This is a genomic window from Sphingobium sp. TA15, assembly GCF_037101235.1.
Classification (GTDB): Bacteria; Pseudomonadota; Alphaproteobacteria; order Sphingomonadales; family Sphingomonadaceae; genus Sphingobium; species Sphingobium indicum.
This window is the reverse complement of the sequence record NZ_AP025355.1, coordinates 962,158-976,485: the sequence shown is the minus strand read 5'-3', so window position 1 is coordinate 976,485 and position 14,328 is coordinate 962,158. Positions and strand designations below refer to the sequence as shown.

14 protein-coding genes are annotated in these 14,328 nt (G+C 65.7%); 3 read left to right on the top strand and 11 right to left on the bottom strand.

Annotated elements, in window-relative coordinates; translation table 11 throughout:
• Nucleotides 1–9: 9 nt before the first annotated feature.
• Complete coding sequence (locus Sj15T_RS04765; protein ID WP_007685698.1) at nucleotides 10–1,056, bottom strand: rod shape-determining protein; 1,047 nt, start codon at nucleotides 1,054–1,056, stop codon at nucleotides 10–12.
• Between the two features lie 148 nt (nucleotides 1,057–1,204).
• Here Sj15T_RS04765 and mutL point away from each other — a divergent pair, with 148 nt between their 5' ends.
• Both mutL and Sj15T_RS04755 read left to right on the top strand, forming a co-directional pair.
• Complete coding sequence (gene mutL / locus Sj15T_RS04760; RefSeq protein WP_013040111.1) at nucleotides 1,205–2,977, top strand: DNA mismatch repair endonuclease MutL; 1,773 nt, start codon at nucleotides 1,205–1,207, stop codon at nucleotides 2,975–2,977.
• Between the two features lie 82 nt (nucleotides 2,978–3,059).
• Nucleotides 3,060–3,572, top strand: a complete 513-nt coding sequence (locus Sj15T_RS04755) for a hypothetical protein (RefSeq protein WP_013040110.1) — start codon at nucleotides 3,060–3,062, stop codon at nucleotides 3,570–3,572.
• Nucleotides 3,573–3,574: 2 nt separating this feature from the next.
• Here the strand turns inward: Sj15T_RS04755 and Sj15T_RS04750 are convergent, their stop codons facing one another.
• The 10 genes from Sj15T_RS04750 to Sj15T_RS04705 all read right to left on the bottom strand — a co-directional run bounded on the left by Sj15T_RS04750 (nucleotide 3,575) and on the right by Sj15T_RS04705 (nucleotide 13,213).
• Entirely contained in the window at nucleotides 3,575–4,039 is a 465-nt protein-coding gene (locus Sj15T_RS04750; protein WP_013040109.1) for a MaoC family dehydratase, read from the bottom strand.
• Nucleotides 4,040–4,090: 51 nt separating this feature from the next.
• Nucleotides 4,091–5,362, bottom strand: coding sequence for an ectonucleotide pyrophosphatase/phosphodiesterase (locus tag Sj15T_RS04745; protein ID WP_013040108.1), 1,272 nt, complete (start codon nucleotides 5,360–5,362; stop codon nucleotides 4,091–4,093).
• Nucleotides 5,363–5,408: 46 nt separating this feature from the next.
• Nucleotides 5,409–5,933 carry a DNA-deoxyinosine glycosylase gene (locus Sj15T_RS04740; RefSeq protein WP_013040107.1) on the bottom strand — a complete coding sequence of 175 codons (525 nt, stop codon included), beginning with the start codon at nucleotides 5,931–5,933 and terminating at the stop codon, nucleotides 5,409–5,411.
• A gap of 6 nt (nucleotides 5,934–5,939) precedes the next feature.
• The gene (gene ychF / locus Sj15T_RS04735) at nucleotides 5,940–7,040 is read right to left on the bottom strand and encodes a redox-regulated ATPase YchF (protein ID WP_013040106.1); all 1,101 of its coding nucleotides are present in this window, start codon (nucleotides 7,038–7,040) and stop codon (nucleotides 5,940–5,942) included.
• 77 nt (nucleotides 7,041–7,117) lie between these two features.
• Nucleotides 7,118–7,795, bottom strand: a complete 678-nt coding sequence (locus Sj15T_RS04730; protein ID WP_013040105.1) for a DUF2490 domain-containing protein — start codon at nucleotides 7,793–7,795, stop codon at nucleotides 7,118–7,120.
• A 202-nt stretch (nucleotides 7,796–7,997) separates the two neighbouring features.
• Nucleotides 7,998–9,626: an alpha-D-glucose phosphate-specific phosphoglucomutase gene (locus Sj15T_RS04725; protein ID WP_013040104.1), complete on the bottom strand. Its 1,629-nt coding sequence runs from the start codon at nucleotides 9,624–9,626 to the stop codon at nucleotides 7,998–8,000.
• A gap of 336 nt (nucleotides 9,627–9,962) precedes the next feature.
• Nucleotides 9,963–10,532 (bottom strand): aminoacyl-tRNA hydrolase, encoded by a 570-nt coding sequence (gene pth, locus Sj15T_RS04720; RefSeq protein WP_013040102.1) that lies wholly within the window; start codon nucleotides 10,530–10,532, stop codon nucleotides 9,963–9,965.
• Between the two features lie 143 nt (nucleotides 10,533–10,675).
• The gene (locus Sj15T_RS04715) at nucleotides 10,676–11,290 is read right to left on the bottom strand and encodes a 50S ribosomal protein L25/general stress protein Ctc (protein ID WP_007685708.1); all 615 of its coding nucleotides are present in this window, start codon (nucleotides 11,288–11,290) and stop codon (nucleotides 10,676–10,678) included.
• A gap of 122 nt (nucleotides 11,291–11,412) precedes the next feature.
• Nucleotides 11,413–12,297, bottom strand: coding sequence for a TraB/GumN family protein (locus tag Sj15T_RS04710; RefSeq protein WP_013040101.1), 885 nt, complete (start codon nucleotides 12,295–12,297; stop codon nucleotides 11,413–11,415).
• A gap of 1 nt (nucleotide 12,298) precedes the next feature.
• Nucleotides 12,299–13,213, bottom strand: a complete 915-nt coding sequence (locus tag Sj15T_RS04705) for a TraB/GumN family protein (RefSeq protein WP_013040100.1) — start codon at nucleotides 13,211–13,213, stop codon at nucleotides 12,299–12,301.
• 175 nt (nucleotides 13,214–13,388) lie between these two features.
• Here Sj15T_RS04705 and Sj15T_RS04700 point away from each other — a divergent pair, with 175 nt between their 5' ends.
• On the top strand, nucleotides 13,389–14,276 hold the full coding sequence (locus Sj15T_RS04700) for a glycine--tRNA ligase subunit alpha (RefSeq protein ID WP_013040099.1): 888 nt from the start codon (nucleotides 13,389–13,391) through the stop codon (nucleotides 14,274–14,276).
• Nucleotides 14,277–14,328: the final 52 nt, after the last annotated feature.

Sequence of the window (14,328 nt, the reverse complement as noted above, 5' to 3'; positions counted from 1 at the left end):
CTTGCCCCCTTAAGCGGTCTGGAGAACGCCCCGGAATATCGGGTCTTCCATCGCCCGGCCGGTGCCGATGGCGACGCAGGTCAGCGGATCTTCGGCGATGGTGACGGGCAGGCCGGTCTCGTCGCGCAGCTCGTCATCCAGCCCCTTCAGCAGCGCGCCGCCGCCGGTCAGGACGATGCCCTGGTCGACAATGTCCGCCGCCAGTTCCGGCGCGGTATTCTCCAGCGCGATGCGAACGCCCTCCACGATGGTGCTGATCGGCTCCGCCAGCGCGTCGGCGATCTGGCCCTGGTTGATGGAGATTTCCTTGGGCACGCCGTTCACCAGGTCGCGGCCCTTGATGTGGATCGTCTCGCCCACGCCGTCTTCGGGCGGCTGGGCGACGCCGAACTGCTTCTTGATCCGCTCGGCGGTCGCTTCGCCGATCAGCAGATTATGATGACGGCGCACGAAGGAAACGATGGCTTCGTCCATCTTGTCCCCACCCACGCGCACCGAAGTGGTATAGGCCAGCCCGCGCAGCGAAAGCACCGCGACCTCGGTCGTGCCGCCGCCGATGTCGACCACCATCGACCCGATCGGTTCCGTCACCGGCATGTCCGCGCCGATGGCGGCGGCCATCGGCTCCTCGATCAGGAAGACCTGCGAAGCGCCCGCATTGCTTGCCGCATCGCGAATCGCGCGGCGCTCCACGCTGGTCGACCCCGAAGGCACGCAGATCACGATTTCCGGGAAACGCCAGGGCCGCGACTTGCCGCCATGCACCTTGGTGATGAAATGCTTGATCATCTGCTCCGCGACGTCGATGTCCGCGATCACGCCGTCGCGCAGCGGCCGGATGGCTTCGATCGAATCGGGCGTCTTGCCCATCATCAGCTTGGCGTCGTCGCCGACCGCCTTCACCCGCTTCACGCCGTTCAGCGTCTCGACCGCCACCACCGAAGGTTCGTTGAGCACGATGCCGCGCCCCCGCACATAGACCACGGTGTTCGCCGTGCCGAGGTCGATGGCCATGTCCTGGGAGGAGAGTTTGAAAAGTCGCGAGAAGATCGACATGCCTGTTCCTGTTCAGCCCACCCCCCGGCGAAGCGAACCGGGACAGTCGGAAAGTTCGCCCCACGTTCCACCCGCCCCTGGGTCAACCGAAAATTTTCTTGAGGCTTGTGTCTCGCGGAAAGCGCTCGCTTGGGCTAGTCACTAATCAATGTCAATACGCCGTCTGCCCGAACATCTGGTCAATCGCATCGCCGCGGGCGAAGTGGTCGAAAGGCCCGCCAGCGCGCTCAAGGAAATCGTTGAAAATGCGGTGGATGCCGGATCGCGCCGGATCGCCATCCGCATTTCCAACGGGGGCCTCGACCGGATCGAAGTCAGCGACGACGGCTGCGGCATGGATTCATCGGAAATCGCGCTGGCGCTGGAACGCCACGCCACCTCCAAACTGCCCGACGACGCCATCGAAAATGTCGCCACTCTCGGCTTCCGGGGCGAAGCCTTGCCCTCCATCGCCAGCGTGGCGCGCCTTTCCATCGATAGCCGCCCGGCGGGAAGCGACGGCTGGAACCGCACCGTCGACAATGGCGTGACGGTCAGCGAAGGCCCCGCCGCCCTGCCGCCCGGCACGCGGGTGATAGTGGAGCAACTGTTCGGGAAAGTCCCCGCCCGCCGCAAATTCCTGCGCTCGGCCAAGGCGGAATATGCCGCCTGCCTCGACGTCGTCCGCCGCCTTGCCATGGCGCATCCCGCCATCGCCTTCAGCATGGAACATGACGGCCGCCGGGTGTTGGGCGTGCAGGCGGGCGAAGCGCGGGAGGACCGCGTCGCCGCGCTGACCGACCGGGCGCTGGCGGACAATCACGTCATCGTCGCGCTGGAGCGGGAAGGGGTGCGCCTGTCCGGCGTGGCCTCGCTCCCCACCTATCATCGCGGCGTGGGCGATCATCAGTTCCTGTTCGTGAACGGCCGCCCGGTACGCGACCGGCTGCTGGTCGGCGCGGTGCGCGGCGCCTATGCCGACATGCTGGCGCGGGACCGGCATCCGGTCGTCGCCCTGTTCCTGGACGTCCCGCCGCTGGAGGTCGACGTCAATGTCCACCCCGCCAAGACCGAAGTGCGCTTCCGCGATCCTGCGCTGATCCGGGGCATGATCGTGTCCGGCCTGCGCCGCGCCCTGGAGGCGGAGGGTTTTCGCGCCGTCCAGCATGCCGACCCTGCCGGTCTCTCGGCATGGCGGTCCGAACCCGTCTCCCCCACGCCCATCGGCGCCATGCCGATCTTCGAAGCCGCGGGCGCGCCTGTTCCCACCCATTCGATGGCCGACCGCCGCCCCGCCTTCCTCACGCCCCCGCCCCAGGCCCGCGCCGAACCCGCCGCCGCGCCCGCTCCTGAGGGAACCAGCTTCCCGCTGGGCGTCGCCAGGGGCCAGGTCGCCCGCACCTATATCGTCGCGGAGGCGGAGGACGGCCTCGTCATCGTCGACCAGCATGCCGCCCATGAACGGCTGACGCTGGAGAGGATGCGCCGCGCCATGGAAGGGCAGGGGATCGCGGCCCAGGCGCTGCTCCTTCCCGAAGTGGTCGAACTGGACGAACCCGCCTGCGATCGCCTCGAAGCGCGGATCGCGGAACTCAAGGATTTCGGGCTGGAACTGGAACGCTTCGGCCCCGCCGCCATGCTGGTCCGCGCAACCCCGGCGATGCTGGGGCAGGGCGACGTGCAGGGATTGGTGTCCGATCTGGCCGACGACCTCGCCGCCTATGACAGCGCGCTTTCCCTGAAGGAGCGCCTGGACCTGGTGGCCGCGACCATGGCCTGCCACGGTTCCGTCCGCGCCGGCCGGATATTGAGCGTCGCGGAAATGAACGCCCTGCTCCGCGAAATGGAGATCACCCCCCGCAGCGGCCAATGCAACCACGGCCGCCCCACCTGGGTGAAGCTGGGCCATGGCGACATAGAAAAGCTGTTCGGAAGGAAATAGGATGACGCGCTTGGCCGTTCGGAGCATCGCGCCGAAAAGCGGGGACCGGCTTTCCGCTCACCCTTGCTCAAGGAGGGCATCGATGAAGCGGCTCCTTTTCCTGCTCGCCTTCCTTCCCTCAGGCGCCGTGGCCGCTCCCGACCCGTGCGCCAGCGCGCCACCCCTGGCCGAACCCTGGACAAGCTGGACCCAAAGCGGCTCCGTCATGGCGGGCGCCACCCTTTCCTCCGCGCCCCGCATCATTCTTGGCAAGCCCGTCACCGCAACGCTGCGCCCGGCTCCGCAGGTCCAGTTCGCCGTTCCGCCCGGCAGGTCCGTCCCCAAAAGCCATGCCGGCCTCTTCACCCTGGCTGTCAAGGATGCGGCGCGCATCGGCATAGCGCTGTCCGCCGCCGCCTGGGTGGATGCCGCCACCGGCGCCACCGCCCTGGCCTCCGCAGCCCATGAACATGGCCCGCGCTGCTCCGGCATCCGGAAGATCGTCTGGTTCGACCTGCCGCCCGGCCTTCATGCCATACAAATTGCCGGAGCGATCAATCCCTCGATCCGGATCATGGCGGCCGACGCCCGCGCCAACCAGCCGCTGCCGCGCTGAATTCAGGCCGGTCGCGTCCGGAACATCACGATGGGGACCATCGACAGCACCTTTTCGTCGTGCTGGTTCCACATGATGACCTGCGACTTGACGATGCCCATTTCGGGCCTGCTGCGGGATACCTTCTTCTCGATCACCTTCGACGTCCCACGCAGCGTATCCCCGGCATGCACCGGATTGAGCCAGCGCAGTTCATCCACGCCAATGGCCCCCAGGGCCGCCGGGCGAGGGCCAGGCCTTGTCTCCCAAGCCGCGAGCATCATCTTCATCGACAGGGCCGTGGTATGCCAGCCGCTGGAGGAAAGCGTGCCGAAATGAGTGGCCGCCGCTCCCTCGTCCGAAAGGTGGAAGGGCTGGGGGTCGAATTCGCGGGCGAAGGCGATGATTTCCTCCCGGCCGATGGTGAGCGGGCCGAACTCGATCCCGTTTCCCACCGCCATGTCTTCGAAATAGATGACCTCGCTCATAGCCGTTCCTTCTTCCAATGAGCAGGAACCTAGTTTCCGTTTACGAAAACGTCAACGCTTGACCAACCCCGCCAGCATGGCCGGATCGCCGTCGCCGGGCAAAGGAGGGACACCCAGCAGCCGCGCCAGCAATGGATAGACATCAACATTTGCCAAGTCCGCTGGAGGCTGAAATCCCGTGTCGAAGGCTGGGCCGTTCGCTATGAACAGCGCCTGCATCTCCGCAGCCCGGTCGTCCCAGCCATGATCGCCGCCGAAGAACGGCCTGGCGGGGGCGCTGGGCTGGATGAGCCAGCCGGTTTCGGCAAGGCAGAAATAGGGCAGGATGCGCCTGTGCGCGCCATAATGGAAGCGGGTCGGAATGGCGCCCTTCCGCCAGCATTGCATATGGGGGTGGGGTTTGAGCAGCGCGGATTCCAGCGCCGCCTCACGCCCCGGCTGCGCGGCCAGGCTGGCATAGGGGCCGCTCTCTGCAATGCGGTAATCGGCCGGGCTTGCCACCTGGTCCAGCGCTATCACCCGCTCGCTCGATTTCTCCGCCATGCCGTGGTCGGACAGGATGATGAGGTTCGCCGGCTGCTTCATCGCCCTCAGCCCCTCGACCAGCAGGCCGATCTCGCCATCGACCTGCGCCACCGCCCGTGTCGTTTCCGCCGCGTCCGGCCCGGCGGCATGGCCCGCCATGTCCACCGCGTCGAAATAGAGCGTCAGGAAGCGCGGGCGGATCGCCGCCGGCCGCCGCAGCAGGTCCAGCACGCCATTCACCCGCTGCGTTCCGGAAATGGCCTGGTTGAACTGCGCCCAGTCGCTGGGCCGCGTGCCGCCGCTGATCCTGCGCGGCCACTCCGCCGCTTCCCTCCCGCCCCAGGCGACATTCGATCCCGGCCAGAACAATGTGCCGGTCCGCACCCCCGCTTTTTCCGCCGTCACCCAGATCGGCTCGGCCTCGTTCCACCAGAAGGGGTCGTCGGTCGCCATGGTGAAGGTTTCGCCGGGTCTGGCTCCATCCTCCATCCTGTTCGCGACGATGCCGCTGCGGTCGGGACGGGCTCCGGTCACGATGGCCCAATGATTGGGGAAGGTCTTGGTCGGGAAGGAAGGGCGCATCGACGCTTCGACCCCGGCGGCGGCCAGCCCGGACAGATGGGGCGTCACGCCCCGTTTCAGATAGTCCGGGCGAAAACCGTCGATGGATACCAATATCGTGACCGGCTCCCGTTGCTCGGCCAGTGCGGAAGTGAACGCCGGCCGCTCGTCCGATCGCGCGCAGCCGCCAAGCACCAGAAGGAGAAGGCCCACGAAGGAAAAGCGACGGAAAAACATGCGCCTGCCTTAGCAGACCGACCATGACGGTAAAGTGACGAGCGGCCTATTCCCCGCCGACATAGGGCGCCATTGCCATCCAGGCGCTCCGTTTCGCCTCCCGCGACATGCTGGCGAAAGCGCCGCTGGAGGAGGGAAGGTCGATCAGCGTCAGGCCCGGTCGCAGTCCGATCTGCCTTCGCCCGTGCAAAGCCGCCGTCTTGCCATTGAAGGCCACCGCCTCCAGCGCGGGAAGCCGATCCACGAAGGCCGACAGGTCGCGCAACTCCGCGCCGCGGATCGCGCTGTCCAGGCTGCCTTCCCGATCCGCGCTCTCGATCACGTCCCACAGGCCCACGGCCCTCGCCTTCAGCCGCTTCAACCGCATCGCATAGGGCCGGACGCGCAGATCCTCGCCCAGGACATCGCTCATCAGCGCCCAGAAGGCGTTGCCGCGATGCGCATAATATTCGCCCTGCCTGATCGACGCGTCACCCGGCAGGCTGCCCAGAATCAGCAGCCGCGTCCCTTCATCGACGCTGGGAGGAAAGGCGGCCTTGCGTCGCGCGGGCATCTGTCCCGGCCGCAGCATCAGCCCTCAGACGTTGAACCGGAACAGCATGATGTCGCCATCCTGCGTCACATATTCCTTGCCTTCGGAACGCCACTTGCCTGCTTCCTTGGCCCCGGCCTCTCCATTATATTGGACATAATCGGCATAGGCCATGGTTTCCGCCCGGATGAAGCCCTTTTCGAAATCGGTATGGATTGCGCCCGCCGCCTGGGGCGCCTTCGAACCCTTGGCCACGGTCCAGGCGCGCGCCTCCTTCGGTCCCACGGTGAAGAAGGTGATGAGGCCCAGCAACTCGTATCCGGCGCGGATGATGCGGGCGAGGCCCGCTTCCTCCAGCCCCAGAGCCTCCAGATATTCCGCCCGCTCCTCGACCGGCATGGTGATGAGTTCGGCTTCGATAGCGGCCGAAACGATCACCGCCTTCGCGCCCTCCGCCGCCGCCTTTTCGAACACGCGGGCCGAATGGGCGTTGCCCTCCGCCGCGCTTTCCTCCTCGACATTGCAGACATAGAGGATGGGCTTTGCCGTCAGCAATTGCGCCTGGCGGAAGATGCGCTCCTCCTCGTCGTCGCCCGGCCGGGTCAGCCGCGCCGGCTTGCCCTCGCGCAGCAGGTCCAGCGCCTTGCCGAGCACGGACGCGGCGGCCTTCGCCTCCTTGTCGCCCTGCGCCGCCTTCTTGGCGAAGTTCGGCACGCGCTTTTCCAGGGATTCGAGGTCCGCCAGCATCAGCTCGGTCTCGACCGTCTCCGCGTCGGCAATGGGGTCCACCTTGCCCTCGACATGGGTGATGTCGTCATCCTCGAAGCAGCGCAGCACATGGACGATGGCGTCCACTTCGCGGATGTTCGCCAGGAACTGGTTGCCCAGGCCTTCGCCCTTGGACGCGCCGCGCACCAGGCCGGCTATGTCGACGAAGGCAAGCTGCGTTTCGATGATCTTGGCCGAACCGCCGATCTTGGCGATGGTCTGAAGGCGCTGGTCGGGCACGGCGACCTGCCCGACATTGGGTTCGATGGTGCAGAAGGGATAGTTCGCCGCCTGCGCCGCCTGCGTTTCCGTCAGCGCATTGAAGAGGGTGGACTTGCCCACATTGGGAAGCCCGACGATACCGCAACGAAAACCCATGATACTGCCTTCACGTCAAATCCGATTGGCCGCGCCGATAGCGCTTTCCCGGCGGCTTGGCCAGAGTCCGTGCGGTCTCAATGACGGAAGAAGAGCGTGACGGAGGCGACATGGTTGACGCGCGCATTGCCGCCGCGCTGGTCGATCCACTGGTTGAGATAGCCGATTTCCGCCGCCGACGCGCCGCCCAGCCCGATCTCCGCCCCGATGAAGCTGCGCAACTGGTCGAACCCGCCCTTCGCGCCCCAATCGGTGCTGTTGAGCGCCACGAAGCCCTCGCCATAGATCAGCGCGCTCACCGCCTTGCCGCCCAACGGCTTTTCGTAGCGCAGCATCTCCCGCAGGCGCCAGCCCAGGTCGTCGCCGTCGGAACGCCAGCGCTGCTCCAGTCGCGTGCGCGAGGAAAGCTCGCCGCCCCACGGCTTGCCGATGGCCCAATTGGCTTGCTGGAAGCTGCGCTCCTCATTCACGTCGCGCCCATCCTTGACCGGCAGCGCGACATGGGCATAGCCTTGGTAGACGGTGACGCTGGAGGACAGCTTCCAGCCCAGGCCGCCGCGCAGGATGGTCTGATCGGCCCGCGACACCCCGTCCCCGATGCGCGGCTGGATCTCCGCGAAATAGACGAGATCGCCGGACACCGGCCCCATGGCGGTAAGGTTCAGCCAGAACTGCTCATCCTCCGTGGTCCGGGCGTGGGCGGGGGCGGCGATGGCGATCAGCGCACAGAAGAGAATAGCGAACAGGCGACGCATCACGTCCTCTTAAAAAAGCGCGCCGCTCTTGATCATGTGCTCCTGCTAAGGCAGGGCCCAGTTCAGACGGTTATTCGTCTTCCAAATGGCCGGACTGGGCTCCTGCCTTCGCGGGAGCGCGAAGGGCGTCGGTCAATCGCCCGCCCTTTAGCGCGCCCTTATTTCCGGTCCATTTCCGCATGGTAAGCATTGGCAACCGGCCTCAAGTAATCACGCTCGGCCGATCCATTCCGGTAAAGCCGGTAATATCCGCCATTTCCTGCGCAGCCTTGACCAGCGGCGCAAGCGCTTCGCCCGTCTCCAGCCCCAGATCGCCGTCCTTGGCCACATAGCGCTCGATATAGACGCGCAGGGTCGCCCCCTCCGTGCCCGTCCCCGAAAGGCGGAACACCACCCGCGACCCGTCCTCGAACAGCACGCGCACGCCCTGGTTGCGGCTGACGGACTGGTCTGTTGGATCGCTATAGGCGAAATCGTCGGCGGCCTTCACCGCGCCGCCGCTGTTCGTGGTGCCCGGCAGCGCCTCCAGCCCGCCTCGCAGCGCCGCCATCAGCGCATCGGCCCTGTCCTTGGCAATCCCCTCATAATCATGCCGCGCATAATAGTTGCGGCCATAGGTGGCCCAATGTTCGGCCATGACCTGCGCGACGCTCTGCCGCCGGACGGCCAGGATGTTGAGCCACAGCAGCACCGCCCAGATGCCGTCCTTCTCCCGCACATGGTCGGAACCCGTGCCCGCGCTTTCCTCGCCGCAGATGGTGGCCATGCCGGCGTCCAGCAGATTGCCAAAGAATTTCCATCCCGTCGGCGTCTCATGCAGCGGAATGCCCAGCTTCTCCGCCACGCGATCGGCCGCGCCGCTGGTCGGCATCGACCGCGCAATGCCCTTGAGGCCCGCCGCATAGCCCGGCGCCAGATGCGCATTGGCCGCCAGCACCGCCAGCGAATCCGAAGGCGTGACGTAACAATGTCGCCCGATGATCAGGTTGCGGTCGCCATCGCCATCCGAAGCCGCGCCGAAATCCGGCGCGTCCGGCGCCATCATCCGGTCGTACAGTTCCCTGGCGTGAACCAGATTGGGATCGGGGTGATGATGGCCGAAGTCGGGCAGGGGGGTGGCGTTGCGCACGGTGCCCGCAGGCGCGCCGAGCCGCTTCTCGAAAATCTCGACCGCATAGGGGCCTGTCACGGCGCTCATCGAATCGAAGGAGAGGGTGAAGCCGTCCGCGATCATCGCCCGGATCGCGCCGAAGTCGAACAGCGTCTCCATCAGTTCGGCATAGCCCGCGACGGGATCGACCACCTCTACGGTCATGCCGCCCAGGGTTGTGCTGCCCAGCGCGTCGATGTCGACATCGCCCGCTTCCAATATGCGATAGCTGTCGATGGAGAGGGTCCGCGCATGAATGGCGTCCGTCACCTTTTCCGGCGCCGGGCCGCCGTTCGAGACATTATATTTGATCCCGAAATCCTCGTCCGGCCCGCCCGGATTGTGGCTGGCCGACAGCACCAGCCCGCCAAAGGCGCCCGACGAACGGATCAGGTGCGATGCGGCGGGGGTGGAGAGGATGCCCCCGCGCCCCACCAGCACCCGGCCGAAGCCGTTGGCCGCCGCCATCTTCAAGACGATCTGGATGACATCCCGGTTGAGATAGCGACCATCGCCGCCGACCACCAGCGTCTCGCCCTCGAACCCTTCCAGGCTGTCGAACACCGACTGGACGAAATTTTCCGCATAATGGGGCTGCTGGAAGACCCGCACCTTCTTGCGGAGGCCGGACGTGCCCGGCTTCTGGTCGTTGAAAGGCTTTGTCGCGACGGTCTGTATCACCCGGATCCCCTTGGAAAGTGGAAAGTCAGGCCTGCTTTATGGCGTGCGACTGCGACGGTCCGCAATCCACCCTGGCCATTTCACCGCGAGCGCAGGGCGGACGGACGCGCATTCCCGCCTTGCCGGCAGGCGCATGCCCGGAAACGCTGATGACCCTGGAACGCGTGGAATGGAACCGGGAGGAATATGCCGTGTTCCCGCGAAGGCGCATGAGAAGCTGGTTCAGGCGACACGATGACATGCAGATGGGGGACTGGGCTCCTGCCTGCGCAGCAGCATGGTGCGCTTAATGTCCCCCTGGTCAATTCCAACACGCCCTGAACCGCTGCGTCGGCCCTAATCCGCGAGCCGCAGGGCCACCTCGTTCATGAACCGCGCGTCGTCTCCCCTGGCGAGCCATTCCGCCTCCGCTCCGATCGCGCCCAGCATGTCGGCCAGCGCGTTCATCTCGCTCTTGTGATAATTGCCCAGCACATAGCCGTGCACCCGGTCCTTGTGCCCCGGATGGCCGATGCCGATCCTCACCCGGCGAAACTCCGCCCCGATATGCGCATCGGTCGAACGAAGGCCGTTATGCCCCGCATTGCCGCCGCCGCGCTTCACCTTGACCTTCATCGGCGCAAGGTCGAGTTCGTCGTGAAAGACCGTCACGTCCTGCGGCGCGAGCTTGTAGAAGCGCATCGCTTCCCCCACCGAGCGGCCGCTTTCGTTCATGAAGGTCGCGGGCTTCAGCAGGACGATCTTCTCCGTCCCGATCCGCCCTTCCTGCACCCAGCCCTGAAACTGCTTCTTCGGCGGAGGGAAGCGATGCATGTCCGCGATCAGGTCGACCGCCATGAAGCCGACATTATGCCGGTTCATCGCATATTGGGTTCCGGGATTGCCCAGGCCCACCCAGATCTGCATCGCGTCAAACTCCCGATAAGCAAACCCCCGTTCGCCCTGAGCCTGTCGAACGACCCTGCTTCTTCGAAAAGAGCGGGGCTTCGACAAGCTCAGCCCGAACGGGGGTTGAGCGAACCGATAAAAGGGCCAGCCAGGCTAAGGGCTTATTCGCCCTGAGCCGGGGTCTCGTTGTCGCCTTCGGCACTCTTCAGGGCCGAAGGGGCGACGATGGTCGCGACGGTGAAGTCGGTCTCGTCATGGGCGGCCTTGGCGCCCTTGGGCAGCTTCACGGCGCCGATGTGGATCGAATCGCCGACGTCCAGCCCGGCCAAGTCGATGACGACATCGTCCGGAATCTCGGCCGCATCGACGATCAGTTCGATCTCATGCGCGACGATGTTGAGCACGCCGCCCTTCTTCAGGCCCGGCGAGGCGTCTTCATTCTTGAAGATCACAGGCACGTTGACATGGACGGTGGCATGTTCCGAAACGCGCAGGAAGTCGGCGTGCAGCGGACGGTCGGTCACGGGGTGGAAAGCCACATCCTTGGCGAGGGTGCGGACCTTCTTTCCGCCCACTTCGACGAAGACGACCGAATTGAAGAAATGGCCGGTGCCGAGCAGCTTGTTGAGGAGCTTTTCCTCGACATGGATCGACTGCGGTTCTTCATTGTTACCATAGATGACGGCGGGTACGCGGCCCTCGCGGCGGAGAGCGCGGGAGGCTCCCTTGCCTGCCCGATCGCGTGCCTCTGCCGACAGCGTAAGCTGCTCGCTCATTGCGTGTCTCCAAAAGCAAATTGATGTAAGCGCCCGCCACGCCTCCAGGGATGACCATGCCGGGACCGCGGCCCAATAGCAGAAAGGGGCGGGAAAGCAAGGGGCGGGAAGCGGGATGGGCGCTATTGCACCCGCGTCACCCTGTACCCCCCGGCCCGCAGCAGGTCGATCAGATTGTCCTTGCCCGCCAGATGCCCCGCGCCCACGGCGATGAGGGGGCGTCCCTTGAGCGCCCCCACCGACTTCACCCAGTCGCGGTTCCGCTCCACCAGCACCGCCTGCTCCACCACCGGATCGGGCGCCTCGCCCAGCCTGTCTTCCTGCGCCAGGGTGGCGACATCGCCCCTGATCCAGGCGGCGAGGATGCGGTCGTAAAGCCGCCGCATCTCCTTCGCCTCCCGCACCGTATCGACCAGCAGCCGCCGCTGCGCATCCGCGGGCAGCGTGTCGAAGGCGCGGAACTGCCGCTCCACCGTTTCCAGCCCGCTTATGGGCTTGCCTGCCTTTTCGAATGCGGCGATCAGCGCCGGTTCGACGCCATGATCCTGGCTGACATGCAGGGCCTGCTGCGCCGCCGCCGAAAGCAGCATCGCCGCCGCCCAATCCTCATAAGCGGAGAGAGTTTGCGTATTGGCGCCGCCATTCTCGACGATCTCCTCCAGCGCGGCCTTGTCCCCTGCCGGAACGCGCGTCTCCAGCGAAGCCAGCCCCACACTGCGCCCCATCCTCTCGAACTGCGCCAAAGTCCCGGCCTGATCCTGTATCTCGGCCGATTCCAGCACCAGCCGGTCCGCCTGCCCGATGGCGTCCCCGATCGGCCCGGTCCGCCACGCCACGCCGTCCGGCAGCACATGGATGGTGCCGAACAGCCATCCGTCCATGCCTTTTCCCTCCACCCGCCAGAGCGCGGGTCCTCCACCGGGCGGCGGGGCAGGGGGCTTCTCTCCGCAAGCGACAATCAGGCATAGGGCGGCCAGCCCCAGCCAGCGCGCCAGGATGCGGATCATCCTATTGCTTCACCCGTGTCGAAGCGACGCCCATCGCCTTCAACTGGTCCTGCACGCTGCCCTTGCCCGCCAGATGCCCGGCGCCCACGGCGATGAACAGCGTGCCCGGCCTTTCGAGCCGCTGCCTGATCCACTTCGCCCAATTGGCGTTGCGCTGGATCAGCAGCACCTGGGCCAGTTCGGGCGTCGCCTCCAGCGACTCGTTCATCTCCGCCGCCAGCTTGTCCGGTTCCCCGCCCTGCCAGTGCGCGACCAGGCTGGCGAACTGCCCGTCCATGTCCGGCAGGCCCTCGATGGTCGCGGTCAGGAACTTCACCTGCTGCTCCATCGGCAGGCCCGCGAAATAGCCTAGCTGCTGCTCCACCGTCTCCAGCGCGCCGACCTTCTTGCCCGAAGCCCTGGCCGCGGCGGTCAGCACCTTCTCCGCGCCCAGATCCGATTTGTATCCCAGCGCCTCCAGGGGCTTCACCGACAGCGCCATGCCGGCCATCCAGGGATTGAACATCTCGAACGCCTGCCACGGAAGCCCGTTCGCGCTCATCGCATCCTGATATTTGGCGCGGTCGTCCGCGCCCAGCCGGTCCGACAGCTTCACGCCGTCCCGCGCTAGCGCCGCGCCCGTCATGGTGGACGCCAGCCCATTGGGATCTTCCGGCTCGACGATCTCCAGCACCAGTTCGTCCGACTGCTCGAAGGCCGCCCTGACCCCGCCCTTGAACCAGTCGACCCCCGGCTTCATCACATGGACGGTGCCGAACAGATAGATGGTGGTGTCCGCATCCTTCACTTCCCACAAGGCGGGCGTCACATAGGCGGAACGCACCGCCGCATCGCGGGCTGAGGCGGGCTGCTCCAGCGCGCAGCCGCCAAGCAGCATCATGGCGGGGGCCAGCCAGCGGAAAGAGGGCCATCTCATCTGAATTGCGGTCCGTTTCCTTAAAGGTTTTCTCTTCCATGCGGGCCACCGACCGCCAGGGCAAGCGGATTTACGGTCAAATGCGCCCTCTTTTCCTTGACCATGCGCCCTCGCTGCGCCAAGGCGCGCCGCAATCGACCGTCATTTTTAAAGCCGTGATTTCTGGGGACCATCGGTGGCGACAAGCAAAGCGCTTTCCTTCCAGGATCTGATCCTGACCCTGCATGCCTATTGGGGACGGCAGGGCTGCGTGATCCTGCAACCCTATGACATGGAGGTGGGCGCGGGCACCTTCCACCCGGCGACCACCTTGCGCAGCCTTGGCCCCGATGCCTGGAACGCCGCCTATGTGCAGCCCAGCCGCCGCCCGACCGACGGCCGCTATGGCGAAAACCCCAATCGCCTCCAGCATTATTACCAATATCAGGTGATCATGAAGCCGTCCCCGGCGAACCTCCAGGAACTCTATCTGGGTTCGCTGGCGGAGATCGGCATCGACCCGCTGGTCCATGACATCCGCTTCGTCGAGGATGACTGGGAAAGCCCGACGCTCGGCGCCTGGGGCCTTGGCTGGGAAGTCTGGTGCGACGGCATGGAAGTCACCCAGTTCACCTATTTCCAGCAGATGGGCGGCTTCGACTGCAAGCCCGTCGCGGGCGAACTGACCTATGGCCTGGAACGCCTCGCCATGTATATCCAGGGCGTCGACAGCGTCTATGACCTGAAATTCAACGATGGCGTAGATGGGAGGGGAGGCGTCACCTATGGCGACGTCTTCCTGGAAAATGAGCGGCAGATGTCGAAATGGAATTTCGAGATTGCCGACACCGAAAAGCTGTTCCGCTGGTTCAGGGACGCCGAAGCCGAGTGCAAGGCCTCGCTGGAGGCAGGCGTCCCGCTCGCCGCCTATGACCAGGCGATCAAGGCCAGCCATGTCTTCAACTTGCTCCAGGCGCGCGGCGTCATCTCGGTGCAGGAACGCGCCAGCTATATCGGCCGCGTCCGCGACCTCGCCAAGGGCGCCTGCGAAAAGTGGATGGAAGTGAACGGGTGGGCCGCGTGATGCATCTTTCGCCCTCCTTATGGCTTACCCTATCCCCGTTCGGGCTGAGCCT